The 26,217-nt window shown below is 67.6% G+C and carries 29 protein-coding genes and 1 pseudogene; 16 read left to right on the top strand and 14 right to left on the bottom strand.

Going from position 1 to position 26,217, the window contains the following annotated elements; all coding sequences use genetic code 11:
- Positions 1-82 precede the first annotated feature (82 nt).
- The 4 genes from amrA to V6D91_RS04835 form a co-directional block, all read right to left on the bottom strand.
- Positions 83-631 (bottom strand): AmmeMemoRadiSam system protein A, encoded by a 549-nt coding sequence (amrA, locus tag V6D91_RS04850; protein ID WP_347318270.1) that lies wholly within the window; start codon positions 629-631, stop codon positions 83-85.
- The gene (gene amrB / locus V6D91_RS04845; RefSeq protein ID WP_347318269.1) at positions 628-1,425 is read right to left on the bottom strand and encodes an AmmeMemoRadiSam system protein B; all 798 of its coding nucleotides are present in this window, start codon (positions 1,423-1,425) and stop codon (positions 628-630) included. Before amrB ends, amrA begins: the two co-directional genes overlap by 4 nt.
- Before the next feature lie 65 nt (positions 1,426-1,490).
- Positions 1,491-1,766: a hypothetical protein gene (locus tag V6D91_RS04840; protein ID WP_347318267.1), complete on the bottom strand. Its 276-nt coding sequence runs from the start codon at positions 1,764-1,766 to the stop codon at positions 1,491-1,493.
- 23 nt (positions 1,767-1,789) lie between these two features.
- Positions 1,790-2,248 carry a YbhB/YbcL family Raf kinase inhibitor-like protein gene (locus V6D91_RS04835; RefSeq protein ID WP_347318265.1) on the bottom strand — a complete coding sequence of 153 codons (459 nt, stop codon included), beginning with the start codon at positions 2,246-2,248 and terminating at the stop codon, positions 1,790-1,792.
- A 126-nt stretch (positions 2,249-2,374) separates the two neighbouring features.
- Here V6D91_RS04835 and amrS point away from each other — a divergent pair, with 126 nt between their 5' ends.
- The 8 genes from amrS to V6D91_RS04795 all read left to right on the top strand — a co-directional run bounded on the left by amrS (position 2,375) and on the right by V6D91_RS04795 (position 8,784).
- The gene (gene amrS / locus V6D91_RS04830) at positions 2,375-3,511 is read left to right on the top strand and encodes an AmmeMemoRadiSam system radical SAM enzyme (protein WP_347318263.1); all 1,137 of its coding nucleotides are present in this window, start codon (positions 2,375-2,377) and stop codon (positions 3,509-3,511) included.
- A gap of 63 nt (positions 3,512-3,574) precedes the next feature.
- Positions 3,575-5,158, top strand: a complete 1,584-nt coding sequence (locus V6D91_RS04825; RefSeq protein WP_347318261.1) for a glucan biosynthesis protein D — start codon at positions 3,575-3,577, stop codon at positions 5,156-5,158.
- 243 nt (positions 5,159-5,401) lie between these two features.
- Positions 5,402-6,676, top strand: coding sequence for an RsmB/NOP family class I SAM-dependent RNA methyltransferase (locus V6D91_RS04820; RefSeq protein WP_347318260.1), 1,275 nt, complete (start codon positions 5,402-5,404; stop codon positions 6,674-6,676).
- A gap of 110 nt (positions 6,677-6,786) precedes the next feature.
- Complete coding sequence (locus tag V6D91_RS04815) at positions 6,787-7,224, top strand: PAS domain-containing protein (protein WP_347318259.1); 438 nt, start codon at positions 6,787-6,789, stop codon at positions 7,222-7,224.
- Between the two features lie 17 nt (positions 7,225-7,241).
- Positions 7,242-7,604: a roadblock/LC7 domain-containing protein gene (locus V6D91_RS04810; RefSeq protein WP_347318257.1), complete on the top strand. Its 363-nt coding sequence runs from the start codon at positions 7,242-7,244 to the stop codon at positions 7,602-7,604.
- A gap of 203 nt (positions 7,605-7,807) precedes the next feature.
- Positions 7,808-8,128, top strand: a complete 321-nt coding sequence (locus tag V6D91_RS04805) for a protoglobin domain-containing protein (protein WP_347318255.1) — start codon at positions 7,808-7,810, stop codon at positions 8,126-8,128.
- Positions 8,122-8,385: a hypothetical protein gene (locus V6D91_RS04800; RefSeq protein ID WP_347318253.1), complete on the top strand. Its 264-nt coding sequence runs from the start codon at positions 8,122-8,124 to the stop codon at positions 8,383-8,385. The genes V6D91_RS04805 and V6D91_RS04800 overlap by 7 nt, the downstream gene beginning before the upstream one ends.
- A 36-nt stretch (positions 8,386-8,421) precedes the next feature.
- Positions 8,422-8,784, top strand: coding sequence for a roadblock/LC7 domain-containing protein (locus V6D91_RS04795; RefSeq protein WP_347318251.1), 363 nt, complete (start codon positions 8,422-8,424; stop codon positions 8,782-8,784).
- Positions 8,785-8,923: 139 nt separating this feature from the next.
- Here the strand turns inward: V6D91_RS04795 and V6D91_RS04790 are convergent.
- The 3 genes and pseudogenes from V6D91_RS04790 to V6D91_RS04780 form a co-directional block, all read right to left on the bottom strand.
- A pseudogene (locus tag V6D91_RS04790) lies at positions 8,924-9,688 on the bottom strand (exodeoxyribonuclease III); the annotation flags it as partial.
- A gap of 225 nt (positions 9,689-9,913) precedes the next feature.
- Positions 9,914-11,521 carry a bifunctional phosphoribosylaminoimidazolecarboxamide formyltransferase/IMP cyclohydrolase gene (purH, locus tag V6D91_RS04785; protein WP_347318249.1) on the bottom strand — a complete coding sequence of 536 codons (1,608 nt, stop codon included), beginning with the start codon at positions 11,519-11,521 and terminating at the stop codon, positions 9,914-9,916.
- A 49-nt stretch (positions 11,522-11,570) separates the two neighbouring features.
- Complete coding sequence (locus tag V6D91_RS04780; RefSeq protein WP_347318248.1) at positions 11,571-12,431, bottom strand: NAD(P)-dependent oxidoreductase; 861 nt, start codon at positions 12,429-12,431, stop codon at positions 11,571-11,573.
- Between the two features lie 76 nt (positions 12,432-12,507).
- Between V6D91_RS04780 and dgt the strand changes: the two genes are divergently transcribed.
- The 3 genes from dgt to yfbR are packed head-to-tail and all read left to right on the top strand — an operon-like array spanning position 12,508 to position 16,011.
- A complete protein-coding gene (gene dgt / locus V6D91_RS04775; RefSeq protein ID WP_347318246.1) occupies positions 12,508-13,947 on the top strand; it encodes a dGTP triphosphohydrolase in 1,440 nt (479 codons plus the stop codon).
- A 43-nt stretch (positions 13,948-13,990) separates the two neighbouring features.
- Positions 13,991-15,382 (top strand): GGDEF domain-containing protein, encoded by a 1,392-nt coding sequence (locus V6D91_RS04770; RefSeq protein ID WP_347318244.1) that lies wholly within the window; start codon positions 13,991-13,993, stop codon positions 15,380-15,382.
- Entirely contained in the window at positions 15,379-16,011 is a 633-nt protein-coding gene (gene yfbR / locus V6D91_RS04765; RefSeq protein WP_347318243.1) for a 5'-deoxynucleotidase, read from the top strand. The genes V6D91_RS04770 and yfbR overlap by 4 nt, the downstream gene beginning before the upstream one ends.
- Here yfbR and V6D91_RS04760 read toward each other — a convergent pair.
- From V6D91_RS04760 to V6D91_RS04740, 5 genes are all read right to left on the bottom strand, one after another.
- Positions 15,969-16,406: a DUF3293 domain-containing protein gene (locus V6D91_RS04760; protein WP_347318241.1), complete on the bottom strand. Its 438-nt coding sequence runs from the start codon at positions 16,404-16,406 to the stop codon at positions 15,969-15,971. The genes yfbR and V6D91_RS04760 overlap by 43 nt on opposite strands.
- Positions 16,403-17,725 carry an NAD(P)(+) transhydrogenase (Re/Si-specific) subunit beta gene (locus tag V6D91_RS04755; protein ID WP_347318239.1) on the bottom strand — a complete coding sequence of 441 codons (1,323 nt, stop codon included), beginning with the start codon at positions 17,723-17,725 and terminating at the stop codon, positions 16,403-16,405. The genes V6D91_RS04760 and V6D91_RS04755 overlap by 4 nt, the downstream gene beginning before the upstream one ends.
- Positions 17,718-18,014: a hypothetical protein gene (locus tag V6D91_RS04750; protein ID WP_347318237.1), complete on the bottom strand. Its 297-nt coding sequence runs from the start codon at positions 18,012-18,014 to the stop codon at positions 17,718-17,720. The genes V6D91_RS04755 and V6D91_RS04750 overlap by 8 nt, the downstream gene beginning before the upstream one ends.
- A gap of 3 nt (positions 18,015-18,017) precedes the next feature.
- Positions 18,018-18,968: a thioredoxin-disulfide reductase gene (trxB, locus tag V6D91_RS04745; RefSeq protein ID WP_347318236.1), complete on the bottom strand. Its 951-nt coding sequence runs from the start codon at positions 18,966-18,968 to the stop codon at positions 18,018-18,020.
- A gap of 174 nt (positions 18,969-19,142) precedes the next feature.
- Positions 19,143-19,742 (bottom strand): peroxiredoxin, encoded by a 600-nt coding sequence (locus V6D91_RS04740; RefSeq protein WP_347318234.1) that lies wholly within the window; start codon positions 19,740-19,742, stop codon positions 19,143-19,145.
- Between the two features lie 168 nt (positions 19,743-19,910).
- On the opposite strand from V6D91_RS04740, the gene hemH reads away from it, so the two are divergent.
- The 4 genes from hemH to V6D91_RS04720 all read left to right on the top strand — a co-directional run bounded on the left by hemH (position 19,911) and on the right by V6D91_RS04720 (position 23,651).
- Entirely contained in the window at positions 19,911-21,026 is a 1,116-nt protein-coding gene (gene hemH, locus V6D91_RS04735; protein WP_347318233.1) for a ferrochelatase, read from the top strand.
- On the top strand, positions 21,023-21,772 hold the full coding sequence (locus tag V6D91_RS04730; RefSeq protein ID WP_347318231.1) for a molybdopterin-binding protein: 750 nt from the start codon (positions 21,023-21,025) through the stop codon (positions 21,770-21,772). Before hemH ends, V6D91_RS04730 begins: the two co-directional genes overlap by 4 nt.
- 48 nt (positions 21,773-21,820) lie before the next feature.
- Positions 21,821-23,245: a DegQ family serine endoprotease gene (locus tag V6D91_RS04725; RefSeq protein WP_347318229.1), complete on the top strand. Its 1,425-nt coding sequence runs from the start codon at positions 21,821-21,823 to the stop codon at positions 23,243-23,245.
- Positions 23,246-23,312: 67 nt separating this feature from the next.
- A complete protein-coding gene (locus V6D91_RS04720) occupies positions 23,313-23,651 on the top strand; it encodes a P-II family nitrogen regulator (protein WP_347318227.1) in 339 nt (112 codons plus the stop codon).
- 13 nt (positions 23,652-23,664) lie between these two features.
- On the opposite strand, the gene V6D91_RS04715 is transcribed toward V6D91_RS04720, so the two are convergent.
- Positions 23,665-24,186 carry a nitroreductase family protein gene (locus V6D91_RS04715; RefSeq protein WP_347318225.1) on the bottom strand — a complete coding sequence of 174 codons (522 nt, stop codon included), beginning with the start codon at positions 24,184-24,186 and terminating at the stop codon, positions 23,665-23,667.
- Positions 24,187-24,197: 11 nt separating this feature from the next.
- On the bottom strand, positions 24,198-24,971 hold the full coding sequence (locus V6D91_RS04710; protein WP_347318223.1) for an outer membrane protein assembly factor BamD: 774 nt from the start codon (positions 24,969-24,971) through the stop codon (positions 24,198-24,200).
- A 113-nt stretch (positions 24,972-25,084) separates the two neighbouring features.
- On the opposite strand from V6D91_RS04710, the gene rluD reads away from it, so the two are divergent.
- Positions 25,085-26,107 carry a 23S rRNA pseudouridine(1911/1915/1917) synthase RluD gene (gene rluD / locus V6D91_RS04705; protein ID WP_347318221.1) on the top strand — a complete coding sequence of 341 codons (1,023 nt, stop codon included), beginning with the start codon at positions 25,085-25,087 and terminating at the stop codon, positions 26,105-26,107.
- Positions 26,108-26,217 lie beyond the last annotated feature (110 nt).

The raw sequence follows: 26,217 nt of genomic DNA, 5'->3' as shown, positions 1-26,217 counted from the left end.
GCCTTGATAAGACGAGCTGAAAAAATCCATGGATGGATTTTTTCAGAATTTCCCTTGGGGCGATCTCTTTCCTCCGGGCGGATCAGTGACTGATCTCGTCCACCCCGTAGCGCCATGCGCGCATCCCCTCCTCCCAGCCGCGCGGCGGCAGGCCGGCCTTGTGCCGCAGCTGCATGAGGAAGTCCGCCGGCTTGGGCAGCTGCGCCCACACCGAGGGCAGGAAGGTGGCGCGCCGGCCGCGCGCCTCGATGATCAGGCCGTCCCTGCCCGGGCGCAGTTGCCCGAGCAGTTCCTGCTCGGACCCCGCCGCGATGATCTCCGGCAGGCCGAGGATGGAGATGTGGATGTCGAGCGCATCCAGCTCGGCGGGATGCAGGGGCGCAAAGCGCGGGTCGCGGAAGGCGGCGTTGAAGGCGTTCTCCGCCACGTCTCGCACCAGCGGCTGGATGGGCTGCAGGTTGCCAATGCAGCCGCGGAGCCTTTGCTCGAGGTTGAGGGTGACGAAGCAGGCGCGCTCGGCCTGCCATTCGGCGGGATGCTCCTCGACCCGCACCGGCAGGGCGTGGCCGTGCTCAAGGCCGTGGGCGATGGAGGCGCGCGCCAGCTCGATCAGAGGATGCCGCGTCGTCATGCCGCCGCCTCGTACAGGGCCCAGGCACCGTAGCCCACCACCTGGTGGCGCGGGCCGGCCGTGTCGCCGGAGTTGCGCAGGTCCAGCCGCTCAATCTCCATCCCCTGCCGGCGTGCAAGGCTCAGCAGCCCGCCGAGGGGAATGCAGCCGCAGGCCGCATCGAAACCGATGGCCTCGGGGCGTAGGGCCTCGATCGCCGCGGCGGTGGCCGCGTCCCTCTGGCGCGCGGCGGCGTGGTCGAGGTAGTGGCTGAGGTCGGTGCTGACCACGACCAGGGTCTCCGGCCCACCCCACAGCCTCTCCAGCACCTCGCTGACCTCTTCGAAGGTGGCGTCGCCCACGACCAGCGGCACCACGCTGAACGCGCCCAAGGTTTGTTGCAGGAAGGGGAGGTGGACCTCCAGGCTGTGTTCCGGGGCATGGGGGCGATCGCTGATGACGACTTGGGGCAGGCTGGCGATGGCCTGGGCCGCCGCCGCATCGACTGGGACGCGACCGAGCGGGGTTTCGAAGGCCTCCGCCTCCGGCAGGGCCAGTCCGCGTAGGCGGACGAAGTGGGCAGGCCCAAGCAGAACGACGCGCTCGATCGAGCCACCTGCCCCGGCCAGCCGGGCATAGGCCCGGCCGGCGACGGGGCCGGAATAGACATAGCCTGCGTGGGGGGCGATCAGAGCCTTGGGCCGGGCGGCGACAGGCTGCCCGGCGGGCATGTAGGCCTCCAGCTGCCGGCGCAGTTCGGCGGGGTCAAGGGGATAGAAGCGGCCGGCGACGGCGGCGGGGCGGGCATGGGGCATGGCGAGACCCTTCGAGGGTTGAATGCCCACAAGCTGGAGGCTGCCTGCCGGGTTTTAAAGCCCGCCTAGCCGAGCTTGCAGTGTGCCAGCCGGGGCCGCCACGCCTCGACGAGCATGCGGCGCAGGGCGCTGTCGTTGCGGCTGGCGACGAGGGTATCGGCGTCGACCTCGATCTCCACCGCTTCCCATCCTTGGGGGATGGCGCACTCGATGCGCACCCGCCAGCCGGCCTCGCTGGGTTCGACTTCGAACAGGTAGTCATCCAGGCGGAGGGTTTCCAGCACCTCCCGCGCGGCCTCACGCGCGCAGGCCAGTTCAACCATGCCCAAGAGCATATGCATCCTCCCGGTCCGTTCCCGGACCCTCAGCGCTTGTAGGTACCCACCAGCTCGGCCTGCGCCAAGACATGGCCGGCCATGGCGTGTTCGAGGGCCGCCTTGGTGGGCAGGCTAAGGTCCGGTAGCAGGCAGTCCAGGGCATACAGCTTGTGGAAATAGATGTGGCGGCCAACGGGGGGGCAGGGGCCGCCGTAGCCGGTACGCCGCCAGTCGTTCAGCCCGCCGAGGGTGCCGGGTGGCAGGGTGCAGATGCCCTCGGCGAGGCCGGTCGTCCCGGGCGGCAGGTTGTAGAGGATCCAGTGCACCCAGGTCCGGGTGGGGGCGGCGGGGTCCGGGGCATCCGGGTCGTCGACGATCAGGGCGAGGCTCTGCGTCCCGTCAGGCAGGCCGCTCCATTCGAGTGGTGGCGAATGGTCGCTCCCGTCGCAGGTAAAGGCGCGCGGGATCGCGCCATGGTTGGCGAAGGCAGGGGATCGAATCTCCATGGGCATGGCTCCTCTTGGGGCGGCCGCTCTTTACACCAGAACATAGCAGCCTCGCGTGCCGATGGGCGGGTTGAATAGCGAACGGGGGGCGTCTATGTAGTAGGGACATCCCCTCCACTCTTCCTCATGACCCGCGAAGCCGAACACCTCTCCCTCGCCGATCCCGACGTGGTGCCGACCCAGTACTGGCACCGCCTGGACGATGGGCGCATCCAGTGCGACCTGTGCCCGCGCTTCTGCAAGCTGCACGAGGGCCAGCGCGGCCTGTGCTTCGTGCGCGCCCGCGTGGCGGACCAGGTCGTCCTCACCACCTACGGGCGTTCCAGCGGCTTTGTCATCGACCCGATCGAGAAAAAGCCGCTTGCCCACTTCCTGCCGGGTACGCCGGTGCTCTCCTTTGGCACGGCGGGCTGCAACCTCGCCTGCGGCTATTGCCAGAACTGGGACATCAGCAAGTCGCGGCAGACTGACCGCCTGCTGGATCAGGCGAGCCCCGAGACCATCGCCGAGGCCGCCCTGCGCACCGGCTGTCGCAGCGTCGCCTACACCTACAACGACCCGGTGATCTTTCACGAGTACGCCATCGACGTGGCGAAGGCCTGCCGCGCGCGTGGGCTGAAGAACGTGGCCGTGACCGCGGGTTACGTCTGTCCTGCGCCGCGCGCCGAGTTCTACGCCTGGATGGACGCCGCCAATGTCGATCTCAAGTCGTTTTCCGAGGAGACCTACAAGAAGCACACCGGGGCTCATCTTCAGCCCGTGCTCGACACCCTGCGCTACATCCGCCACGAGACCGGCGTGTGGCTGGAGGTCACCACCCTGCTCATCCCCGGCCTGAACGACTCGGACGAGGAGCTGCACGCCATGGCCCAGTGGATGGTGACGGAGCTCGGGCCGGAGGTGCCCTGGCACTTCTCCGCCTTCCACCCGGACTACCGCATGCTCGACCGCCCGCCGACCCCGCCCGCGACCCTCAAGCGCGCGCGCAGCATCGCCATGGACGCGGGAATGCGCTATGTCTTCACCGGCAATATCCGCGACCCCGAAGGTCAGGCCACCTATTGCCACCACTGCGGGGCCACCCTCATCGGCCGTGACGGCTACGCGATCACCGCGTGGAACCTGGATGCGGGCGGCCGGTGCCGACAGTGCGGCACACCCTTCGTCGGGGTGTTCGAGGTCGAGCCGGGCCGCTGGGGCAACCGGCGCCAGGCGGTGCATCTTGCGCGCTTCCACGCGATGCGGCAGCAGTTGGGTGACTGACTCCCGCACTATTCGACGTACAATCCTCAGTCGACCTGCCACAAACTTCCTATGGAGCCCCGCATGTCCGTGGATACTTCCCGCCGCAGCTTCCTTGCCGCCTTGAGCAGCCTGCCGCTTTGGGGCCTGATCGGCCCTGAGGCGCGCGCTGCTCTTGATGCCGCCGGCCTCAAGTTCGGCGAGGCTAAGCCGTTCGACTTCGACATGCTGATCAAGATGGCCAAGGACATGGCCGGCCAGCCCTACAAGGAGCCGGCCCGCCCGAATCCCGAGGCGGTCAAGAAGATCGACTACGACGAGCAGGGCAAGATCAAATTCAAGAACGACCGTGCCCTGTGGAAGGACGGCCCCTCCGTCTACCCCATCACCTTCCGCCCGGTCGGCTACTACTTCCAGAAGACCGTGCGCATGTTCGCGGTGGACAACGGCCAGGCGCGCGAGATCATCTACCAGCCGGACTACTTCAGCTTCGGCCCGCAGAGCCCGATGAACGACATCCGTCCGGGCGAATCCGCCATCGCCGGTTTCTGGGTGCAGGAATCGCGCCGCATCGGTGACTGGACCAAGCAGGAGCCCTGGGCCACCTTTCAGGGCGGCGCCTATTTCCGCGCCGTGGGCGAGCTTGGTCAGGTTGGCATGTCCGCGCGCGGCATCGCCCTCAACGTCGGCGCCGCCGAGCCGGAGGAATTCCCGGATTTCCGCTCCTTCTGGTTCGAGCCGGCCCTGCGCGAGGGCGACCCGGTGATCGTCTATGCCCTGCTCGATGGCCCCTCCATCACCGGGGCCTACCGTTTCGCCCTGCATCGTACCAGCGGCGTGGTGATGGACATCGAGAATCACATCTTCCTGCGCAAGGACGTGGAGCGCCTCGGCATCGCCCCGCTCACCTCCATGTTCTGGTATGCCGAATACCCCGCCGCCCACTCTCACGACTGGCGTCCGGAGGTGCACGACTCCGACACCCTGGTGATGTGGAATGGCGCGGGGGAGCACCTGGTGCGGCCGCTCAACAACCCCACCCGCATCATGTTCTCCTCGTTCATGGACGAGAACCCGCGTGGCTTTGGCCTGGCCCAGCGCGATCGCAACTATGAGCATTACCTTGACGGTGTGAACTACGACAAGCGCCCCACCACTTGGGTCGAGCCGATCGGCGACTGGGGGAAGGGCCGCGTGCAGCTGGTCGAGATCCCCACGGATGATGAGATCTACGACAACATCGGCGTGTTCTGGGTGCCGGAAAAGCCCGCCCGCGCTGGCACCAGCTTCAGCTTCCAGTACCGCCTGCACTGGCTGGCCGACACGCCCTACTTCCCGAAGAAGGATCTCGCCCGCGCCGTCGCCCTGCGCATGGGCCGCGGTGGCGAATTCGGCAAGGAGCGCCCGGCCAATGCCAAGAAGATCGTCATCGAGTGGGATGGCGAGATCCTCAAGACCATCCCCTGGGGCGTGCGCCCGACCGTGGTGGTCTCCGCCTCGCGCGGGCAGGTCTCGCTCACCCGCAGCGAGGCCATCTGGTACACCCCGCGCTGGCGCTCGGAGTTCGACATCACCGTGGACGGCCATGAGCCGGTCGAGCTGCGCTGCCATCTGGAGCTCGACGGCAAGCCAATCACCGAGACCTGGCTGTACCAGTACCACCCGTAAAGCCCAGGTCGGGGGTGCGCCGCGGGCAGTGGCCCATGGTGGCCCCCCTCCCCCTTGACGGGGGAGGGGCTGGGGGAGAGGGTGGTGAGGCCTTGAAACGACAGCCCCCTCTCCCTAACCCTCCCCCGCCAGGGGGGAGGGAACGTGCCACGTTCCGTTTTTCGCGATGCCCTTTCCAGCCGTTCCCTTGACCTGCTCAAGGCCCGTACCCAGCGGGCCATTTTCATTGATGGGATTTTCCATATGAGTTCAGTCTTTCGCGCCCGCTACCACCACTTCGCCCTTGCGGTGGAGATCCTCGAGGAGATCGCAAAAGGCCGTCTGCCGGCTGACCAGGTCATCCATCACCACTTCCGCCAGCGCCCGCAGATGGGGGCGCGTGACCGCGGCGTGGTGGCGGAGAGCGTGTACGGTGTACTGCGTAGCCGTCGCAGCCTGGCGTGGTGGATGAAGGTGAATGAAAGCCAGTGGAACCACCTGGTCGCCGGCTTTTTGCTCGACCAGGGCTGGGCCGAACGTGACTTCGTCCTCAAGTGGCTAGGTCAAGGCCAGGCCGCCGATACCCTCGATCGTTTGCAGGCCAGAAGCGACAAGGACGCCCCGCTCGCCGTGCGCGGCAACCTGCCGGATGCGCTGGCCGAGCGCCTGCTGCCCGTCTATGGCGAGGCGGGGCTGCTGCAGCTCATGGCCGCCATGAACCAGCCCGCGCCGGTCGATCTGCGCGTCAACGTGCTCAAGACCGATCGCGCAACCCTCCAGCACACGCTGGACGAACTCGGTCTGCCGACCGAACCCACGCCCTACGCCCCGCACGGCCTGCGCAGGATGGATCGCCGCCCGCTGTTCAATCTGCCGGCCTTCAAGGAGGGGCTGTTCGAGCTGCAGGACGAGGCCAGCCAGCTGGTCGGCCACCTGGTCGACCCCAGGCCCGGCGAGCGCGTCCTCGACCTGTGCGCCGGCGCGGGTGGCAAGACCCTCCAGCTCGGCGCCCTCATGCAGAGCAAGGGCAGCCTCATGGCCACCGACATCTCGGCCCACCGGCTGGACAAGCTGACCCCGCGCATGCGCCGTGCGGGGCTGTCCAACGTGCGCCCGCTGCCGATTTCCGGCATGAGCGATATCCACCTCAAGCGCGCCAAGGGCACCTTCGACCGCATCCTGATCGACGCCCCCTGTTCCGGCACCGGCACCTGGCGCCGCAACCCGGACCTCAAGTGGCGGCCGCTCGACCTTGAGGCACTCAACCGCACCCAGCTCGAGCTCTTGGAGGGCAGCGTCCGCCTGCTCAAGCCGGGCGGGCGCATCGTCTATGCCACCTGCTCCATCCTGCCCGAGGAGAACGAGCGCATCATCGAGCAGTTTCTCGCCCGCCATCCCGAGTTTGCCCTGCAGCCCGCGCAGGCGATCCTTCACGCGCAGGGGATCGAAGTACCGGGGGTGGAGGCGCTTCTCAGGCTCGACCCGGCAAGGCACGGGACGGACGGTTTTTTTGCCGCCGTGCTCGAAAGGACGGCTTGATCCTTGCCCCGAACCATCCTCCCAGGCTGATGGATGGGCAAAGAAAAATGCATTCGTCTGATCGCTCAGGAAGCTCTAGGCTCTCGAATACGAATATTTGGAGAGCCCCGATGAAACACCTGAGTGCCGATGATCTGACCCAGGCCTGGGCGAGCGTGGAGCGGATGTTCGCCGTCATCCTCTTCAACCCTGCCGGCGAGGTCCTGGAGGCCAACCCCATCTTTCTGGAGGCCATGGGGTATGGTCTGGAAGAGATCCAGGGTCAGCACCATCGCCTCTTCTGCGAGCCAAAGTACGCCCAATCCCCCGCCTATGCCGACTTCTGGGCGGCCTTGGGGCAGGGCGAGCGCCAACACGGCACCTTCCGCCGCATCCGCAAGGATGGCAGCGAGATCTTTCTCTATGCCGAATATGCCCCACTGCTCGATGCCCAGGGCCAGGTGGTCAAGGTGCTCAAGGTCGCGCAGAACGTCTCTCGCGTGGCGGAGAACCTGATCCGGCAACTCGGCATGAGCGAGAAACTGATTGGCCGACTGATGACCCTTTGATTCGAAGGAGCTTTGCCATGCGTGCTGACATGCTGACTTCCATTCTCTCCGAGCTGAATGGCTCCTCGGCCGACATTGAGGCCTCCGCCATTGTCTCCACCGACGGCCTGATGATGGCCGCCCTGCTGCCTTCCGGCATGGACGAGGACCGGGTGGGGGCGATGAGCGCGGCGCTGCTCTCCCTGGGGGACCGCACGGCGAAGGAGCTGGCCCGCGGCGGTCTGGAGCAAGTGCTGATCAAGGGAGATAGGGGCTACATCCTGATGACCCATGCTGGGGAGGACGCGGTGCTGACCGTACTGGCCAAGCCGCAGGCCAAGCTGGGCCTGATCTTCCTCGACGTGAAACGGGCCGCCGAGTCCGTCGCCAAGGTCATTTGAGCGTCTTCACGCATTTCGCGGAAGGGCGGCTTCAGGAAGAAGTCGTCCGTGTCGCGGTACTTCTAGGCCATCGAATCACTTACAGATGCAATGGACATAAGTTATGTCCGCATCAATAAATATGCGATTGAAAAACCATGATCATGGTGTGAGTATCGTCAAGGCCTGCTTGGCGACAACCTCAGAAAGGAAGAGAGGGGATCATGAAAGACATGGTTGAGAGCATCCTGGCCCAGATGCCGCCGCACACCCGGTTCACCGACGCCGACAGCGCGGTCGTCACCGCCAACAAGGACTTGCTGCTCGAGATGGGGCAGGGGCTGGTGGAGTCCTTCTACCGGACCGTGCTGGCCCATCCGGCGACGGCGGAGATCTTCCATCCGGACGAGATGGACGCACGCGCCGCGTCCCTGGCGGACTGGTGGCGGCGCACCTGCGAGGGACCGCATGACAGCGACTTCTTCTCCTGGCAGGCCTTCGTCGGACTGGTGCACATCAAGCGCAGGGCAAGAACCCCATGGTGATCGCCATGTGGTCGCACATCCTCGCGCACATCTCGACTGCCCTCGCGCACAGGATGGGGGCCGCGGAGGCGGGGCAGGTGATGTGCAGCCTGCAGCGGCTGGCCGCGACCGTGCAGGCGCTGATCGTCGAGAGCTATCTGCAGAGCTTCATCGACATCCTGGGCGAGTCCACCGGGATGAAGCCGGTCCTGATCGACCGCCTGGTGATGACCAAGATCGACAGCGTGATCGGCGCCGTGCGCGCCGCGGCCGCTTGAGGCGAAGAAGCCATTTCAAGGAACAAGGAAACGCCCATGCGTGCTGACATGCTGACTTCCATTCTCTCCGAGCTGAATGGCTCCTCGGCCGACATCGAGGCCTCCGCCATTGTCTCCACCGACGGCCTGATGATGGCCGCCCTGCTGCCTGCGGGCATGGACGAGGACCGGGTGGGCGCGATGAGCGCGGCGCTGCTCTCCCTGGGGGACCGCACGGCGAAGGAGCTGGCCCGCGGTGGTCTGGAGCAGGTGCTGATCAAGGGGGATAGGGGCTACATCCTGATGACCCACGCTGGGGAGGATGCGGTGCTGACCGTACTGGCCAAGCCGCAGGCCAAGCTGGGCCTGATCTTCCTCGACGTGAAACGGGCCGCCGAGGCCGTCGCTGGGGTCATTTGAGCCTTCCGGGCTGCAGCTCGCAACCCGTCTGCGACCTGCCGTCAGGCCTCAACAATGCCGTCTGGAACGGCGTTGGCTCGCCGCATGGCAAGACCCGAAGGGCGGAAACTAGGGGGGGTTCCGCCGCAAGCCCTGGCAGATCGTAATCCATGATCAGCGGGGCATGGTCCGAGAAGCGTGTCTCCTTCCACACCGAGGCCGCCAGGACCTTGTCCGCGAGGTCCGGCGTGACGACCTGATAGTCGATCCGCCAGCCCACGTTCTTGGCCCAGGCCTGGCCGCGGTTGGACCACCAGGTGTACTGCTCGGCCTCCTGATTGACCACCCGGAAGGCATCCACCCAGCCTTCCTTGTCGTAGAGCTCGTCCAGCCAGGCGCGCTCATGCGGCAGGAAGCCCGAGTTCTTCTGGTTGCCGCGCCAGTTCTTCAGGTCGATCGGCTTGTGGGCGATGTTCCAGTCGCCGCACAGGATGACGCTGCGACCGGCCGCTTTCAGCTCGCGCAGCTTGGCCGGGAAGGCTTCGAGGAAGCGGTCCTTGCTGGCCTGGCGCTCCGGCCCGGCTGAGCCGGAGGGCAGGTAGAGGCTCACCACGCTCAGCCGGCCAAACCGCGCCTCCAGGTAGCGCCCCTCGCGGTCGAACTCCTCCACCCCGAAGCCTGCGATCACGTCATCCGGCTCGCGCCGGGCGTACAGCCCCACCCCGCTGTAGCCCTTGCGCTCGGCGGGCTCGTAGTAGCAGTGGTAGCCCTCGGGCCAGAAGACGGGGTCGGTGAGCTGATCGACCTGGGCCTTGAGCTCCTGCAGGCAGACGATGTCGGCCTGCTGGGCGGGCAGCCAGTCGAAGAAGCCCTTGCTCGCGGCGGAGCGGATGCCATTCACATTGAGGGTGAGGATGCGGAGCATGGGGCGAAAGTTGGTTTGTTGAGAACCCCTCTCCCGCATGCGGGAGAGGGGCAGGGGTGAGGGGAGATAAGCATCGCCGCGGCACGCGGCTCCCATGGGTCCAGCGAAGCACGGTAGGAGCGCCGCCCTCGGCGCGACTTGGCCGGCAGATCGGCCCGGGGCGGGCCTCCTACGAACTGCTGCGGGTGGGACCGGCGTGTCGCCGCGATGTGCCGCGCTGGTCGCTTAGTGGCGGAAGTGGCGCATCCCGGTGAACACCATCGCCATGCCATGTTCGTTGGCGGCGGCGATCACCTCCTCGTCGCGCATCGACCCGCCCGGGTGGATCACCGCGGTGATGCCGGCGGCGGCGGCGCTGTCGATCCCGTCACGGAAGGGGAAGAAGGCATCGGAGGCCATCACCGCGCCCTTGACCTCAAGGCCCGCGTGCTCGGCCTTGATGGCGGCGATACGGGCGGAGTTGACCCGGCTCATCTGCCCGGCGCCGATGCCGATGGTGGCGTCGTCCTTGGCGTAGACGATGGCGTTGGACTTCACATACTTGGCCACCTTCCAGGCGAACAGCAGGTCGCGCAGTTCGGCCTCGGTGGGCGTGCGCTGGCTGACCACCTTTAGATCAGCGGCGCTGATCATGCCCTGGTCAAGGTCCTGCACCAACAGGCCGCCGGCGACGCGCTTGTAATCCAGCCGCCCCTTGTCGTCCTCACCCCACAGGCCACAGGCCAGCACGCGCACGTTCTTCTTCGCGGCGGTGACCTGCAGGGCCTCCGGGGTGACCTCGGGGGCGATGATCACCTCGACGAACTGGCGCTCGACGATGGCGCGGGCGGTGGCGGCATCCAGCGGGCGGTTGAAGGCGATGATGCCGCCGAAGGCCGATTCGGTATCGGTCTGGTAGGCGCGGTCATAGGCGGCAAGGATGTTCTCACCCACGGCCACGCCGCAGGGGTTGGCGTGCTTGACGATCACGCAGGCCGGGGCATCGAACTGCTTCACGCACTCCAGCGCTGCATCGGTGTCGGCGATGTTGTTGTAGGACAGCTCCTTGCCCTGGAACTGGGTGGCGCGGGCGATGCTACCGGCCGGGGCGTTGGGCTCGACATAGAACGCGGCGCGCTGGTGCGGGTTCTCGCCGTAGCGCAGATCCATGTATTTCTCGACCTGGATGTTGAAGGTGCGCGGGAAGTCGGCGGGCTTCTCCCAGCTCGCCTCGGCCACCGGCGCGGCGCTGTGCGCGGGCACGCGACGGCCGAAGTAGTTGGCGATCATGCCGTCGTAGGCGGCGGTATGCTCGAAGGCGCGCACGGCCAGGTCCAGGCGGGTGGCGGCGCTGACTCCGCCCTGGGTCTCGATCTCCGCCTGCACGCCGGCATAGTCGGCCGGGTTGACCACGATGGTCACATCCCGATGGTTCTTGGCCGCCGCGCGCACCATGGTCGGGCCGCCGATGTCGATGTTCTCTACCGCGTCCTCGTAGCTGCAACCGGGCTTGGCGGTGGCCTCGGCGAACGGGTAGAGGTTGACCACCACAAGGTCAATGGGGGCGATGCCATGCTCCGCCATCACGGCATCATCCACCCCGCGCCGGCCGAGGATACCGCCGTGGACCTTCGGGTGCAGGGTCTTCACCCGCCCATCCATCATCTCCGGAAAGCCGGTGTGCTCGGACACATCCCTCACCGCCAGGCCGGCCTCGCGCAGCAGTTTCGCCGTGCCGCCGGTGGACAGCAGCTCCACCCCGCGGCTGGCCAGGAAACGGGCGAAGTCCACAAGGCCGGTCTTGTCGGACACGGAGAGCAGGGCGCGGCGGATGGGGGTGAGGTGGTGGTGCATGGTGGTACTCGCGTCAACGGGCAAAATCGGCGGGATTGTAACCCGCCGGTCACACGGGCCTGAAACCCTCCGCCAGCACGCTGTAGTCCTCGCCGCCGTGGCCCTGGGCGGACACCTCGCCGAGCACGGCCTCCAGCGCGGCCAAGGGGCTTGCATCGATGCCTGCCCCTTCGGCGGCGCGGATGAACAGGCGCACGTCCTTGATGAGGTGGTCGAGCGGGAAGTTGGGGCGGGCGTAGTCGTGCTGGAGCATGCGCTCGAGCTTCTTGTCGAAGGTCGGCGCGTAGAGGGCGCTGCCGCGCAGGATGTGCATGAAGTCCTCCACCGCCACCCCGCTCGCCTGCACCAGGGCGAGGCTCATGGCGAAAGCGGCGGTCTCGCTAGCGATCAGCTGATTCATGGCCAGCTTGAGCGCCGCGGCCTGGCCGATGTCGCCAATGCGCTTGGGCTCGGGGCCGAGCGCGCGCAGCAGGGGCTCGATCCGCCCGAACAGCCCCTCATCCCCGCCGTACATCAGGATCAGCGTGCCTGCGCGCGCCTCCGGCAGGCTGCCGAGCACCGGGCATTCGGCATACTCGGCCCCGGCGCTGGTCAGGGCTTGGGCAAGCTGGCGGCTGTCCTCGGGGCCGAGGGTGCCCATCTGCACCACGAGCTTGCCGGGCAGGGCCGCGCGGGTGGCGGGGTCGAGCAGGACGCCCTCGCAGGCGGTGCGGTCGGCGAGGAACAGCAGAATGACCTCACTCGCCGCGATGGCCTCGGCAGCCGTGGCGGCCTGCTGCGCCCCCAGTGCAACGAGGGGGGCACTCTTGTCCGGCGTGCGGTTCCACACGGTGACCGGAAAGCCCTGCGCGAGCAGGCGTTCGACCACCGCCGCGCCGAGCAGGCCGGTGCCGAGCAGGCCGATCTTCATGGCAATCCCCCCTTCATTCGTTATGCTTGCCGGCATTGTACCGATCGCGGCGTGATGCCGCTCCCATGGGACACTGATGACTGACTGGATACGCCTTCTCAACCCTGCCCGCCGCCGCCCCAGCTCGCAGGCGCCGATGCCGCTCGGCGGGCATGAGGTGCGCACCGAGATCGAGCGCGACTACGACCGCATCCTCTACGCTGCGCCGGTGCGGCGGATGGCGGACAAGACGCAGGTCTTTCCGCTCGAGCGCAACGACGTGGTACGCACCCGCCTGACCCACTCGCATGAGGTGGCGAACCTCGCGCGGGCGATGGGGGTGGACCTGGTGTTCAACCACGGCGTCGGGCGCGGGCGGCCGCATGTGGAGCGCGACATCCCCGCCCTGCTCGCGACCCTCGGCCTTGCCCATGACCTCGGCAACCCGCCCTTTGGTCATCAGGGCGAGCGGGCGATCCAGACCTGGTTCGAGCGCCATGCGGACACCGTGCTCGGCCCCGAGCATGGGCTCTCCGAGGCCATGCGGCAGGACTTCCTGCGCTTCGAGGGCAATGCCCAGGCCCTGCGCCTTTTGACCAAGCTGCAGATCCTCAACGACGACTACGGCCTCAACCTGACCCATGCCACCCTGGCCGCGCTGATCAAGTATCCGGTGGCCTCCGACCGTACCGACAAGACCGTGCCGGTGCGGCGCAAGCATGGCTTCTTCCAGTCCGAGGCCGCGCTGGTCGAGGAGGTGTGGGGGGCGACCGGGCTCGGCGAGGGGCGCCGTCACCCGCTCTGCTTTTTGCTCGAGGCCTGCGACGACATCGCCTACTGCGTGCTGGATGCCGAGGATGCGGTGAAAAAGCGCCTGCTGTCGTTCCATGACATCCTCGCCCACCTGCGCCATGCGGCGGGTTCGGACGCGACCGTGGCCTGGGTGTGCGATGCGGCCGAGCGTGAGCACAACGGTTACCGCGAGGCGGGGCTGTCGCCGGCGGAGCTGAACGACATCTCGATGCAGGTGTTCCGCATCCGCGCCATCGGCGCCCTGACCCGCGCGCTCACGGAGGCCTGGTTGAGGCATCACGAGGCGATGCTCGCCGGCCGTTTCGAGGGCGAGCTGCTCGCCGCCTCCAGCGCGGGGGCCTTCATCGGTGCCCTGCGCCAGTTCAACCTGCGCCACATTTACCGCCACCCCAGCGTGCTGCAGGTGGAGCTGACCGGCTTCGAGGTCATCCACGAGCTGATGGACATGCTCTGGTTCGCCATCACGGACCGCGTCGATCCCGCCCGCCCCGAGTCGTCGCGCCGCAGCCCGTTTGCCGCCTATGCCTATGGGCGCATCTCGGAGAACTACCGGCGGGTGTTCGAATCGCCGCGCAATACCATGCCGCTGCGCTACCGCGAGGCCCAACTGTTGACCGACATGATCGCGGGCATGACTGATTCCTACGCCCTGACCCTGCGTGACGAATTGCGGCCGCACTTCATTGCGGCGGGCCACGGCGCCGCCCGGTATGCGCTAAGATAGCGCAGCATTCGTGGTCACCCGGAGGCGTGACAGGGAGCGTTTCATGCAGACCGAGTCCTCATCAGCGCCCGGATCGGAGCAGTCCGCCCGACGGCATGCCTCCTCCGCGGAGGAGCGTGTGAAGCATCAGCAGCGGCGCGGCCTGTGGTCCATCCCGCTGGCCGGCGCGGGCCTGGCGCTGGTCTTCCTCGTCCTCGGCTGGCAGGACTGGCAGGCCTATCGCGATTCGCGCGCGGCCTTGGCGACATCCTCCGCCTGGCATGGGGCGGACATGCTCGAGCTCGAGTTGCAGCGTCTCCAGCGCCAGGGTGCACTGTTCAGCCGCTCGATGCCCGCCCTTGCCGATCACCTGCAGCGCATCGGGGACCGGCAGGAGGAGCAGGTGCAAATGGATGCCCTGCTCTCGCAGTGGTTTATGAACTACGAGTCGTACGCGTTCTTTCCTGTCGCGGATTGCGACATTCACTTCCCCTCGGCCTGGGCGTCCTACTGTGCGGAGGACTCCTACGCGTCCCATGTGCTGACCGACCATCCGGGCGAGTCACTCTCGCTCCTGGTTCCCCTGCGGGATTCCGGGGGCGACGAGTTCATGCTGTGGGTGCGTCTTGGCTTTGCCCCCTTCACAGAGCTGCTCGAGACGCTCAGCCTGGATGGGCAGCGCGGCGTGCTGTTGAGCCCGGAGGAGGCGGCCCGGCGGACCGATCTGCTGGCTCGGGTCGCGATCCCCTCGACCGGATGGGTCCTGGGGGTGCAGCCGGATGCCGGGGCATGGTGGCAACAGCGCATGTACATCGCCAAGCGCGTCGGCGGAGCGGTCCTGCTCGTCCTGCTCGGCGTCCTCCTGCTGGTGTTCCTGCGCGTACGCGGGCTGCGCGAGGCCCAGCGCCGGCGCGAGCTCGAGAGCACCCATGCGCAGCTCTACGAGCAGGCCACCCATGATGCGCTGACCGGGTTGTTCAATCGCTATGCCTTCAACGAGCATTTCCAGCGCTTGACCCGCCAATCCCAGCGTCTGCAGCAGCCGATGGCGGTGCTGCTGATCGACATCGACCACTTCAAGCAGGTCAACGACCAGTGGGGGCACGAAGCTGGCGATGGCCTGCTGCGCAAGGTGGCGGAAGTGATCGGCGAGCGTGCGCGGCGCCCGCTGGACATGGCGGCCCGCCTCGGCGGGGAGGAGTTCGCGGTGTTGCTCGAGGGGGTGACCTCGGCGGATGCCTGGGCACTGGGTGAGCTGCTTCGGCTGCACGTGGCCGATCTGCGGCTGCCTCACCCCACCCGCAGCTTCGTTTCGGTCAGCGTGGGCGTCTCCTGCAGCGGCCCGGATCATTTCATCCCGCTCAAAGACCTGCTGGAGCGGGCCGACCGTGCGCTCTATGCCGCCAAGGGGGGCGGGCGCAACCGCGTGATAGGGGACTGGGAGGTGGACGCATGAGCCCGCCCAGCCCATTTTTTGCCATGCTCGCCCGGATGCGGCTGATCCAGCGCTGGGGCCTGATGCGCAACACGCGCGCGGAGAACGTCCAGGAGCACAGCTTGCAGGTGGCCATCATCGCCCACGCGCTGGCGCTGATCAGCAACCGCCACCATGGCGGCGCCTTCGATGCCGACCGCGTCGCCGTGCTCGGCATGCTCCACGATGCCAGCGAGATCCTGACCGGTGACCTGCCCACCCCGGTCAAGTACGGCAATGCGGCGATCCGCGAAGCCTACAAGGCGCTTGAGCGGCAGGCCGAGCGCCGCCTGCTCGAACTGCTGCCGGAGGATTTGCGCGAGGACTACGCGCCGCTGCTGGACAGTGCCCGGCAGAGCCCTGCCGAACAGCGCCTGGTCAAGGCGGCGGACAGCCTCGCCGGTTACCTGAAATGCCTGGAGGAGGCGCAGGCCGGCAACCGCGAGTTTCGCCGCGCCGAGGCCGTCCTGCTGGCCAAGATCGAGTCCTTCTACCCCACGCTTCCGGCGGTGCGCGACTTCATGACGCGCTATGTCCCGGCCTTTTCTCTGTCGCTCGACGATCTCAGTCACACCTTAGGCAGCGACGACCAGACTAGCTCGGCGGGCTGACCGAGCTCGCCAGCGACCCAGGCCAGCTGGCCGAAACGGTGTGCCCATCGTGCGGTCTGCCTCTGGGGTGCATCCAGAATCAGCAGGCTGGGCTCCGGCGGCCAGTCCTCGCCCTCGGGCGGGAGGCCTTCGGCCGGGAAGTGGCGCAGCCCTTCGCTGTCCAGGTCTCCCCGCAGCGCGGTCATGCGGGCCGTGTTGGTTTCCGGATCCAGCAGGCGCGCGCCCGGGTTGCAGGGGCTGAAGACGATCCAGCGGCGTGCCCCGATGGCGTGCAGAAAGGCATCGAGCGGCGGGTGTCGGGAGCCGATGCGAAGATCGAGGGCGTGCCCGGGCAGATGGACGCGGTAGATCGTCCGCTTGAACGCCTCCAGCAGATCGGCGCGTGGCGTGCTCATCCCTGCCGCAGCAGTTCGTTCAGCCGCTCCAGCCCTGCCCGGGCATCCTCCTGCCAGAGATGCACATGCGGCTGGGCCAGCAGCGGGTTGATCGAGCCGGAAAAGCCGGCCAGGCTCTTCATCAGCAGGATGACCTCGTGCCCCTGGCTCGATGCGCGGCGCAGGTCGGGGAGGCCCGGGCGCGCCAGCTCGGGGTTGATCAGGTCGTGCGCACCGACGGTGAGGGTCATCTCCGGCGTGTCCGCATCCTGGGGCCAGCATTCGATCAGCCATTCCGCGGGGGCACCGGCCTCACGCAGCAGCAGGGGCAGTTGGCCGGGCAGGCGGCCGGCAAGGGGGTGGGCGAGCAGCCGCACGCGCGAGCCACGCGCCTCAAGGTGCCGGCCCAGTTCGATCAGCTCACTGCACGCCCCGGCCGCGATGCAGCCGAAGCCCGGGATCAGCAGCACCTCGCGCGCCGCACGCAGGCGCTCCGCCACCCCCTCTGCCCCCAGGGGGTGGGCGGGGTGGGGGACCTCCTCGCTTTCCGCCGGGGGCGCTCCCCACAGCAGCCGCCGCAGCGGCAGCTGGACGCTGTGGCTCAAGTGCAGGCTGAGGAGCAGGGTGAGGCCGGCCGAGAGGATGCCGGTGGCCACCAGCGGTGGCAGGTCGAGGGCGGTCCCGAGCAGGGCAAGGGCGAGCCCGGACAGCGAGCCGAACAGCGAGGCGGCCAGTGGCGCCTCGCGCTCGGCCAGTGGCAAGGTGAAGGTCAGCCCCGAAGCCGCCGCGAGGCTGAGGAAGAGCAGCAGCCAGGCGGGACCTTCGCGCAGTCCAAGGGCCAGGATGACGCCGAGGCCGAGGGTTGCAGCCAGCAGCAGGATACCCGCACCGGCCTGGCTGATATGGCGCCAGACCTGGGGGAGCAGATTGGCCAGGCGGGCATGGGTGACGGCCGCGCCGGCGGCGGAAAAGGCCCCGAGCAGGATCGCCAGGCAGGCCAGTCCGAGCGGCAGGCCCGGTTCGAGCAGGCGCTCGATGAGGGCGAGGCTTGCGACCAGCGCGGTGGCCGCGCCGGTCAGGCCATGCAGCAGGGCCAGACGGGCGGCGAGGTCCGCCATGCTCGCGGCCAGGCCGAGGATGAGCGCGAGCGCCACGCCGAGACCGAGGGCGGCCAGCAGCATGAGCTGGTTTTCGCCGCCGCCCAGGGTGAGCGGCGCCAGTACGGCGACGGCGAGGCCCGCCGCGAACCAAGGGAAGGCGGTCTGCCCCACCTGCATGCGCTGCATGCCGATCAAGAGGAGTAGGCCGGCGAGGGCAAGCCCCAGGGTGATGTCATCCATGGTCTGTGGGGAGCCCCTCCATTTTTTGCAGACGCTCCATTCGGCGCAGCCAGATCAGTGCCCCGAGCCCCGCCGCGCTGGAGGCCAGCACGGCACCAAAGCCCGCGAGCAGGCCCAGGCCCTCGCGGGCATCGCCCAAGAGCAGGATGGCGGCCGGCAGGCTCATGGCGTTGAGCATCAGCGCAGCGACCAGCCAGCTGGCCTGCGCCCCCAGGCGGATGCGCAGTGCCCAGGCCTGGCCGAGTAGGGCGGCCAGCAGGGCGATGGTCAGGGCCGCGCCGAGGTCCAAGGCTTACTGGCCCTCGAGGAAGCGCTCGGCGTCCAGTGCGGCCATGCAGCCGCTGCCGGCCGAGGTGATGGCCTGGCGGTAGATGTGATCGGCCACGTCACCCGCGGCGAACACGCCCGGCACGCTGGTGGCGGTGGCGTTGCCCTCGGTGCCACTGTGCACCTTGATGTAGCCGTCCTTCATCTCCAGCTGGCCCGCGAAGATGCCGCTGTTCGGGGTGTGGCCGATGGCGACGAACACGCCGGTCAGCGGGATGTCGGTCTTCTCGCCGGTGTGGACGTTCTTGATGCGGATGCCGGTCACGCCGGAGTCATCGCCCAGGATCTCATCCGTCTCGCTGTGCCAATGGATGGTCACGTTGCCTTCCTTGGCCTTGGCCTCCAGCTTGTCGGCCAGGATCTTCTCCGAGCGGAACTTGTCGCGGCGGTGGATGACGTGCACATGGCGGGCGATGTTGGAGAGGTAGAGCGCCTCCTCCACCGCGGTGTTGCCGCCGCCGATCACGCACACGTCCTGGCCGCGGTAGAAGAAGCCGTCGCAGGTGGCGCAGGCGGACACGCCGCGGCCCTTGAACGCCTCCTCCGACGGCAGGCCGAGGTATTTGGCGCTGGCCCCGGTGGCGATGATCAGGGCGTCACAGGTGTACTCGCTGGAGTCGCCCACAAGGCGGAACGGACGCTGGCTCAGGTCGGCACTGTGGATGTGGTCGAACACGATCTTGGTGTTGAAGCGCTCGGCGTGCTCGCGCATGCGCTCCATCAGCGCCGGGCCGGTCAGGCCGTGCGCGTCGCCCGGCCAATTGTCCACCTCGGTGGTGGTGGTGAGCTGGCCGCCCATCTGCAGGCCGGTGATCAGCATGGGTTCGAGGTTGGCGCGTGCGGCATACACCGCGGCGGTGTAACCGGCGGGGCCGGAACCGAGGATGATCAGACGGGCATGGTTGGACTGACTCATGGCGAAGTGCTCCAGCAGATTCGTGATGGGGGTTATTTAGCCACAGTGGGCACGGAGATCACAGGGCTGGGGGGCCTCATGCTCACCGTGCCCACTGGGGCAGAAGAAAAAAGCCGGCTTGCCCAATGCGCTGAGGAGGGAGCGCACTGGGCCGTTCCGGCTGAAGGTGTGCGATTACAGCTCGCGGGCGTGGCCGGCCAGGTACTCGGCCACACCTTCGGCGGTGGCTTTCATGCCGGCCTGACCCTTGCGCCAGCCGGCCGGGCAGACCTCGCCGTGCTGTTCGGTGTACTGGAGCGCCTCGACCAGGCGGATCATCTCGTCCACTTCGCGTCCCAGCGGCAGGTTGTTCACCACCTGGTGCTGCACGACGCCCTCGCGGTCAATCAGGAAGGAGGCGCGCAGGGCGACGCCATCCGGATGCTCGATGCCGTAGGCCTGGGCGATCTCGTGCTTGATGTCGGCCACCAGCGGGAACTGCACCGGGCCGATGCCGCCCTTGTCCACCGGGGTGTTGCGCCAGGCGTAGTGGGTGTAGTGCGAATCGATCGACACGCCGACCACCTGCACGTTCAGCTCCTTGAACCGCGCCATGCGGTTGTCGTGGGCGATGATCTCGGACGGGCAGACGAAGGTGAAGTCGAGCGGCCAGAAGAACAGCACGACGTAATGGCCGCGTAGGTCGGACAGGCGGAAGTGCTCGTTGATGCTGCCGTCCGGCATGACGGCGGCGGCGGTGAAGTCGGGGGCGTGGCGGGCAACCAGGACGCTCATGTTGTTTTCCTCGGTGGTGTGGGCTCCTGCCGAAGATAGCCGCCTTCTTGATGATCTGCATAATGGATTGTTCTAATGGTTTTGATAGCTTTTGGCTATTGATCTCGTGTGGTGGACAAGCCTGTCCGCGCTGCCAACAATGTCGGGTCTTCCCTCCTGGAGACGGACATGTACCTGGGTGAAAACGACTACCGCCATGGCAGCCCCGAACAGCTCGGCATCCTGCTGCTCAACCTCGGCACGCCGGACGCGCCGACCGAGGACGCCCTGCGCACCTACCTTGCCGAGTTCCTCAGCGACCCGCGGGTGATCGAGCTGCCCCGGTGGAAGTGGTGGCCGATCCTGCACGGGATCGTGCTGCGCACCCGCCCCAAGCGCTCGGCCGAGGCCTATGCGGAGGTGTGGGACCACTACGGCGCGGGTACCGGCTCGCCCCTGCTGTACCTGTCCGAGCGCCAGCGCGAGGGCCTGCAGACGCGCCTGCGCGAGCGGCTGCCCGGCCCGGTGGTGGTGGCCTTGGGGATGCGCTACGGCAACCCCTCCATCCCCCGCGCGCTGGAGGAGCTGCGCATGCAGGGCGCGCGCCGGGTGCTGGTGCTGCCGCTCTACCCGCAGTATTCGGCCAGCACCACGGCCTCCACCTTCGATGCGGTGACTGCGGCCCTGCAGAAGGCGCGCTGGCTGCCTGAGCTGCGCTTCATCAACCACTACCACCGTCATCCGGCCTACATCGAGGCGCTGGCCGCCTCAGTCCGCGAGCACCAGGCCCAGCATGGCCGGCCGCAGCGGCTGCTCATGTCCTTCCACGGCGTGCCGGAGCGCTACCTGCTCAGCGGCGACCCCTACCACTGCGAATGCCACGTCACCGGCCGTCTGTTGGCCGAGCGCCTGGGGCTCGCGGAGGGCGAATGGCAGGTCAGCTTCCAGTCGCGCTTTGGCCGCGAGGAGTGGATCAAGCCCTACACCGATATGACCCTCAAGGCCCTGCCCGCGCAGGGCATCCGCGATGTGCAGGTGATCTGTCCCGGTTTTTCCGCCGACTGCCTGGAGACCCTGGAGGAGATCGAGCAGGAAAACCGCGAGTACTTCATGGAGGCCAGCGGTGAGAAGTACAGCTACATCCCGGCCCTGAACGACCGCGCCGATCACCTGGACATGCTCGCCGAGCTGGTGGTGCAGCATATCCAGGGCTGGCCGGAAGCGGGGCCGTATGACGCCGAGGCGATGCGTGCCGAGTGGGAGGCGAGCCGCCAGCGTGCACTGGCACTGGGGGCGAAGCAGTGAGGTTCGGGGTCATCGTCATTGGCGACGAGGTGCTCTCCGGCCGCCGCCAGGACCGCCATGTGCCGGCGGTCATCGAGCGGCTGGGTGCACGCGGCCTGCGCCTGGCCTGGGCGCGTATGGTCGGCGACGACATGGCGCTGCTGGTGCAGAACCTGCGCGAGGCGCGGGAGGCAGCGGAGGTTGTGTTCTGCTTCGGCGGGATTGGCGCCACCCCGGATGACCTGACCCGCGAGGCTGCCGCGCGTGCCTTCGACCGCCCGCTGGTGCGTCATCCCGAGGCCGAGGCCCTGATCGTCGGCCAGTTCGGGGCGGAAGCCTTCCCTCACCGGGTACTGATGGCCGACCTGCCCGCCGGGGCGGGACTGATCCCCAACCCTTACAACAACGTGCCCGGGTTCTCGGTCGGGGGAATGCACTTCATGCCGGGCTTCCCGCAGATGGCGCATGCCATGCTCGACTGGGTGCTGGCCCAGCACTACGCTAATGTGGGGGATGCCGACTATGCCGAGCGCGCGCTCTGGGTCTGGGATGCTACCGAGAGCCAGTTGTTGGACCTGATGCGTGAGCTCACGGCGCGTTACCCCACGCTCAAGCTGTTCAGTCTGCCGGTGTTGCCGACGGAGCAGCAGCCCCGGCGGCGCATCGAGTTGGGGCTGAAGGGGGCGCGGAAGGTCGTGGAGACAGCCATGGGGGACCTTGCGGCCGGGGTCGAGGCGCTGGGCCTCTCTTGGACGGACGGAACCTGACCTTATCCTTGGCGCTCCAATGCTCACCTTTTGTGCAAGGAGAGTTCGATGAAGCATCGCATCCTCAAAATCTCCCTTCTGGCCGCTGCACTGAGTTTGGGCGCCCCACTGGCCGTGCTGCCGGCGGCTCAGGCGGCCGACCTGCCGGACTTCGTGCAGATGGTGAAGGAGGTTTCACCGGCGGTGGTCAACATCAACACCACCCAGAAGATGCCGAAACGACCGGGGCTGCCGCCCGGCATGCTGCCGGACCTGCCCGAGGGGCATCCGTTCAACGAGCTGTTCCGTCATTTCTTTGAGGGCATCCCCCCGGGGGCCCTGCCCAACGTCAAGCCGGCCCAGTCGCTCGGCTCCGGCTTCATCATCGAGGCGAATGGCATCATCCTGACCAACGCCCATGTGGTGAAGGACGCCGAGAGCATCAACGTGCGTCTGCAAGACAAGCGCGAATTCCCGGCGAAGGTGCTGGGGCTGGACGAGCGCACCGACGTGGCGGTGCTCAAGATCGAGGCCATGGGCCTGCCCACCGTGCGCATCGGTGACTCCGACCGGCTGCAGGTCGGGGAGTGGGTGCTCGCCATCGGCTCGCCGTTCGGACTGGACTTCACCGCCACCCAGGGCATCGTCAGCGCGATCGGCCGCAACCTGCCGGACGAGAACTACGTGCCGTTCATCCAGACCGACGCCGCAGTCAACCCGGGCAACTCCGGCGGCCCGCTGTTCAATCCGCGTGGCGAGGTGGTCGGCATCAACTCGCAGATCTACTCGCGCTCCGGTGGCTACATGGGGTTGTCGTTCGCCATCCCGATCAACACCGCCATGCAGGTGGCTGACCAGCTGCGCAAGCACGGCAAGGTCACCCGCGGCTGGCTCGGGGTGATGATCCAACCGGTGGATGCCGACCTTGCCAAGTCCTTCGGCCTGGACCGCCCGCGTGGCGCGCTCATCGCCCAAGTGCAGCCGGGCAGCCCGGCAGACAAGGCGGGCCTGAAGGCAGGCGATGTGATCCTCGCCTTCGATGGCCGTCCGATCGACGACAATGCCCAACTACCCGCACGTGTCGCGGGGGCCGAGATCGGCAAGCGGACCGAGGTCCAGGTCCTCCGCGAGGGCAAGGAGCGGACGCTGGCGGTCACCATCCAGGCCCTGCCGGAGGAGTCCGCCCAGGCTGCAGAACCCGCCGCCGCTGCAGAGGCGCTCGGTCCGCTGGGGTTGCAGGTGCAGCCGCTGGACGCCGCCAAGCGCCAGGAACTGGGCGTGGGGCATGGCCTGCTGGTGCGCTCGGTCGGCGAAGGGGCCGCGGCCCGCGCCGGGGTGCGGCCGGGGGATGTGCTGCTCGAGCTGGGCGGGGTGAAGCTCGCCTCGGCGGCGGATCTCAAGCAGGCCGCCGAGCGCATGACCAAGGGGCGTCCCGTGGCCTTGCGCCTGCTGCGCGATGGCTCGCCGTTGTTCCTCGCGCTCAAGGTCGAGTAATCTCTGTCCTTACGCGGTCATTTCGCGGCCCGCCTCGGCGGGCCTTTTTGCATCCTGGAGTCAGCCGATGAAGAAGATCGAAGCCATCATCAAGCCGTTCCGCTTGGACGACGTGCGCGAGGCGCTCATGGAGTTGGGGGTGTCGGGCATGACCGCCACCGAGGTGAAGGGCTTTGGCCGGCAGAAGGGGCACACCGAGCTCTATCGCGGCGCGGAATACGTGGTCGACTTCCTGCCCAAGGTGAAGATCGAAGTGGTGGTGGCCGACGATAAGGCCGATGCGATCGTCGATGCCATCCTCAAGAGCGCCAAGACCGGCAAGATCGGCGACGGCAAGATCTTCGTCATGGACGTGGAGCGCGCCATCCGCATCCGTACCGGCGAGGAGGACGAGTCCGCCGTCTGATCCTCCGGCGGGATCAGAGCGTGCGCACCATCTCCGCGAGGGGGCGGCGTGGGGTCTCCTGGGGCAGCTCGGCGGGGTAGCCGATAGGGATCAGGGCCACGGGGCGTTCGTCGCCCTCGCAGCCGAGCACGCCGCGCACAGCCGTCTCGTCGAATGCGCCGACCCAGCCGCAGGCCAGGCCCGCGGCGACGGCGGCCAGCTGGGCGTAGGCGGCGGCGATGGTGGCGTCCTGGAGTGCGTAAAGCTCGCGGCCGCGCGCACCGTAGACCTGTTCGGAGCGCATCGGCTGGGTGACGAAGGCGAGGGTGAGTGGGGCTTCGGCCAGGCAGGTCTGGTCATGCGCGGCATGGGCGAGCCTTGCGCGTGCATCCTTGCCCTCGACCGCCACGATGCGGTAGGCCTGCAGGCCGCCCGCGCTGGGGGCGGCGCAGGCGATCTCGAGCACCGCGTTCAGTTTTTCGCGCTCCACCGGCATGTCGCTCTGGAAGTGGCGGACCGAGTGGCGGTGGCGGACGGTCGCGAACAAATCCCACATGACCGCGCTCCTTATTTCAGCGTCTTGGCAGCTTCAGGATAGTTCAGTTCAAGCACCTTGCGCGCATCCGCCGCGAGATCGGTCAGGCCAAGTTTGGTGTAGGCCTCGACCATGATCTTCAGCGCCTCGGGCATGCTCGGTGCCCCCTGGTAGCGCTCGATCAGGCCCTGCGCGCGGTTGGCGGCGGACAGCCAGGCGCCGCGCTTCATGTAGTACTGCGCCACGTACAGCTCGTGTTCGGCCATCAGGTTGCGCAGCTCGAGCAGGCGCTTCTGGCTGTCCTCGACGTACTTGCTGGCCGGGAAGCGGCGGACCAGGTCGCTGAAGGCATTGAACGCCTCCTGCAGCGCGCCCTGATCACGGCGGGCCGGGTCGCGCTCCTTCACGTATTCGTCCGTCAGCGAGGCGCCGCGCTTGAGGTTGGCCAGGCCCTTGAGGTAGAGGGCGTAGTCGACGTTCTCGCCGCGCGGATGCAGTTGCAGGTAGCGGTCGACGGTGGCGATGGCCGATTCCTGCTCGCCGTACTTGTAGTAGGCGTACGCCGCTTCCAGCTTGGACTGTTCGGCGTAGGGGCCGAAGGGATAGCGCGCCTCGAGGGTCTCGAACTGCTTGATCGCCTCCTCGTAATTCCCGGTCTTCAGCGCGCGGCTGGCCTGGCTGTAGATGTCGGCGGCGGTGGCATAGGGGTCTTCCTGGGACTCCTTCTTGTCCTTGAACCAGGAGCAGCCGGAAACGAGTGCGGCGCTGAGCACCAGGGCGAGAAAGGGCAGGGAGGGGCGGAACATGCAGTCGCCTCGCGCAACGCAGGGGATAAATTTGCCCGATTATAACCATGGCTCATGACGAAAGGGCAGGGCGGAAACATCGGGCCCGCCCTGCCCTCTGCTACCATGGCGTCATGAACGACACACTCCTAGCATTTGACGATATCCTGGACCCGGAGGAGACGGCGGACGAGGTCGATCCCAACCGGGCCGTCCTGTCCGTGGAGCAGGCCGGCATGCGCCTGGACCAGGCCATCGCCCAGGTGTTCCCGGACTACTCCCGCTCGCGCCTCACCAGCTGGCTGAAGGAGGGCAAGATCCTGGTCAATGGCCAGGCGGGCCTTCCGCCGCGCACTGAGGTTGTGGGTGGCGAGCACATCGAGCTTTTGGCCGAGCCTTCCGCGCAGACCGAAGCCCAGCCCGAGGACATCCCGCTCGATGTGGTGTACAGCGATGAGCACCTCATCGTCATCAACAAGCCGGCCGGCCTTGTGGTGCACCCGGGCGCGGGCAACATGCGCGGCACGCTGATGAACGCGCTGCTGTTCCACTTCCCCGAGCTGCGTCAGCTTCCGCGCGCCGGTATCGTCCACCGGCTGGACAAGGACACCTCGGGCCTTTTGGTGGTGGCGCGCTCGCCCTTGGCCCACAAGGCCCTGGTCGAGCAGCTGGCCGAGCGCGACATGCACCGGGAGTACCTCGCCGTGGCGCAAGGCAAGCTGGTTGCTGGGGGCACGGTGGATGCGCCGATCGGCCGCCACCCGCGCGAGCGCACGCGGATGGCGGTGACCGAGACCGGCCGTGAGGCCGTGACCCACTACCGCGTGGCCGAGAAGTTCCGCCAGCACACCCTGCTGCGAGTGCAGCTGGAGACCGGCCGCACGCATCAGATCCGCGTGCACATGGCGCACCTCAAACTGCCGCTGGTCGGCGACCCGGACTACGGCGGCCGCCTGCGCTTGCCCAAAGGGGCTTCGCCCGAGCTGATCGAGATGCTGCGAGGTTTCCGCCGCCAGGCCCTGCACGCGGCCCGGCTGGAGCTTACGCACCCTGCGACGGGGGAAGTGATGGCCTGGGAGGCCCCCATCCCCGCCGACATGCAGGCACTGATCGAGCTTTTGCGCGAGGATCGGCGCCAGCATCCGGACAGCGACTGATGTCGGAAAGCTCCGCGCAGATCCTGGGTTCTTGCACCGCCATGGCGGGCTTGCCGGCCCCCATCGCCGCGGCACGCGGCTCCCACTCCTGCCCCGGCTCCTCGTGGGAG

Source organism: Thiofaba sp. EF100 (genome assembly GCF_039822285.1).
In the GTDB taxonomy this organism is placed as follows: domain Bacteria; phylum Pseudomonadota; class Gammaproteobacteria; order Halothiobacillales; family Halothiobacillaceae; genus Thiofaba.
Note: the sequence above shows the minus strand (reverse complement) of the source record. Positions and strands in the feature narration are given on the sequence as shown.

What these genes read in the sequence shown, in the direction of transcription:
- V6D91_RS04825 (WP_347318261.1), top strand. Translation starts at nt 3,575, where the DNA reads ATGTCCGTGGATACTTCCCGCCGCAGCTTCCTTGCCGCCTTGAGCAGC.
- V6D91_RS04720 (WP_347318227.1), top strand. Translation starts at nt 23,313, where the DNA reads ATGAAGAAGATCGAAGCCATCATCAAGCCGTTCCGCTTGGACGACGTG.
- rluD (WP_347318221.1), top strand. Translation starts at nt 25,085, where the DNA reads ATGAACGACACACTCCTAGCATTTGACGATATCCTGGACCCGGAGGAG.
- V6D91_RS04760 (WP_347318241.1), bottom strand. Translation starts at nt 16,406, where the DNA reads ATGAGCACGCCACGCGCCGATCTGCTGGAGGCGTTCAAGCGGACGATC.
- trxB (WP_347318236.1), bottom strand. Translation starts at nt 18,968, where the DNA reads ATGAGTCAGTCCAACCATGCCCGTCTGATCATCCTCGGTTCCGGCCCC.
- purH (WP_347318249.1), bottom strand. Translation starts at nt 11,521, where the DNA reads ATGCACCACCACCTCACCCCCATCCGCCGCGCCCTGCTCTCCGTGTCC.
- V6D91_RS04815 (WP_347318259.1), top strand. Translation starts at nt 6,787, where the DNA reads ATGAAACACCTGAGTGCCGATGATCTGACCCAGGCCTGGGCGAGCGTG.
- V6D91_RS04780 (WP_347318248.1), bottom strand. Translation starts at nt 12,431, where the DNA reads ATGAAGATCGGCCTGCTCGGCACCGGCCTGCTCGGCGCGGCGGTGGTC.
- V6D91_RS04820 (WP_347318260.1), top strand. Translation starts at nt 5,402, where the DNA reads ATGAGTTCAGTCTTTCGCGCCCGCTACCACCACTTCGCCCTTGCGGTG.
- V6D91_RS04715 (WP_347318225.1), bottom strand. Translation starts at nt 24,186, where the DNA reads ATGTGGGATTTGTTCGCGACCGTCCGCCACCGCCACTCGGTCCGCCAC.
- V6D91_RS04805 (WP_347318255.1), top strand. Translation starts at nt 7,808, where the DNA reads ATGAAAGACATGGTTGAGAGCATCCTGGCCCAGATGCCGCCGCACACC.
- V6D91_RS04770 (WP_347318244.1), top strand. Translation starts at nt 13,991, where the DNA reads ATGCAGACCGAGTCCTCATCAGCGCCCGGATCGGAGCAGTCCGCCCGA.
- V6D91_RS04710 (WP_347318223.1), bottom strand. Translation starts at nt 24,971, where the DNA reads ATGTTCCGCCCCTCCCTGCCCTTTCTCGCCCTGGTGCTCAGCGCCGCA.
- V6D91_RS04840 (WP_347318267.1), bottom strand. Translation starts at nt 1,766, where the DNA reads ATGCATATGCTCTTGGGCATGGTTGAACTGGCCTGCGCGCGTGAGGCC.
- amrS (WP_347318263.1), top strand. Translation starts at nt 2,375, where the DNA reads ATGACCCGCGAAGCCGAACACCTCTCCCTCGCCGATCCCGACGTGGTG.
- amrB (WP_347318269.1), bottom strand. Translation starts at nt 1,425, where the DNA reads ATGCCCCATGCCCGCCCCGCCGCCGTCGCCGGCCGCTTCTATCCCCTT.
- hemH (WP_347318233.1), top strand. Translation starts at nt 19,911, where the DNA reads ATGTACCTGGGTGAAAACGACTACCGCCATGGCAGCCCCGAACAGCTC.
- V6D91_RS04810 (WP_347318257.1), top strand. Translation starts at nt 7,242, where the DNA reads ATGCGTGCTGACATGCTGACTTCCATTCTCTCCGAGCTGAATGGCTCC.
- V6D91_RS04740 (WP_347318234.1), bottom strand. Translation starts at nt 19,742, where the DNA reads ATGAGCGTCCTGGTTGCCCGCCACGCCCCCGACTTCACCGCCGCCGCC.
- amrA (WP_347318270.1), bottom strand. Translation starts at nt 631, where the DNA reads ATGACGACGCGGCATCCTCTGATCGAGCTGGCGCGCGCCTCCATCGCC.
- V6D91_RS04755 (WP_347318239.1), bottom strand. Translation starts at nt 17,725, where the DNA reads ATGGATGACATCACCCTGGGGCTTGCCCTCGCCGGCCTACTCCTCTTG.
- V6D91_RS04725 (WP_347318229.1), top strand. Translation starts at nt 21,821, where the DNA reads ATGAAGCATCGCATCCTCAAAATCTCCCTTCTGGCCGCTGCACTGAGT.
- V6D91_RS04795 (WP_347318251.1), top strand. Translation starts at nt 8,422, where the DNA reads ATGCGTGCTGACATGCTGACTTCCATTCTCTCCGAGCTGAATGGCTCC.
- yfbR (WP_347318243.1), top strand. Translation starts at nt 15,379, where the DNA reads ATGAGCCCGCCCAGCCCATTTTTTGCCATGCTCGCCCGGATGCGGCTG.
- V6D91_RS04835 (WP_347318265.1), bottom strand. Translation starts at nt 2,248, where the DNA reads ATGGAGATTCGATCCCCTGCCTTCGCCAACCATGGCGCGATCCCGCGC.
- dgt (WP_347318246.1), top strand. Translation starts at nt 12,508, where the DNA reads ATGACTGACTGGATACGCCTTCTCAACCCTGCCCGCCGCCGCCCCAGC.
- V6D91_RS04800 (WP_347318253.1), top strand. Translation starts at nt 8,122, where the DNA reads ATGGTGATCGCCATGTGGTCGCACATCCTCGCGCACATCTCGACTGCC.